At 55.3% G+C, this 441-nt stretch carries 1 protein-coding gene; it reads left to right on the top strand.

Annotated features, from left to right (window positions below; genetic code table 11):
* Positions 1-441: hypothetical protein (locus ACQ4MZ_RS31615; RefSeq protein WP_430852036.1), on the top strand; the 441-nt coding region annotated here is incomplete at both ends.

Here is a 441-nt window from a genome sequence, read left to right as displayed (position 1 = left end):
GTCAAATCCCAACGGCTGGACTACCCTGGCCACGATTAGCCAGACGCCAGCTGCCGGCTGGAACGAGTACCCTATCCGGACGACAACTGCCTGGCGGTACGTACGATTCTTAGCGGGTACCAACAGCTACGGGGAATTGAGAGAACTGGAATTTTACAATGGAAATGTAAAACTGACCGGGACAAAATTTGGATCTTTGAGTGCATATAACAACGACCAGGTCAATTACGGCTACGCTAATGCTTTTGATGGCCTGGTGACTACTTCCTGGCACGGACACACTCCGGGCCCTACGAACTACGCGGGACTTGATTTGGGAGCAAGCTGCGCTACCCTGACTGCCAGCGTGCTTTCGCCGGCCAACAACGCCAGTGTGGTGGGTACTGCCAGCACCACGACCACCGGACGGGTAACCACCGCCATCAGCGTCAGCACTTGTGT

Source organism: Dyadobacter sp. BHUBP1 (genome assembly GCF_050587785.1).
Taxonomy (GTDB): Bacteria; Bacteroidota; Bacteroidia; order Cytophagales; family Spirosomataceae; genus Dyadobacter.
This window is presented reverse-complemented; position numbering and strand designations above follow the sequence as displayed.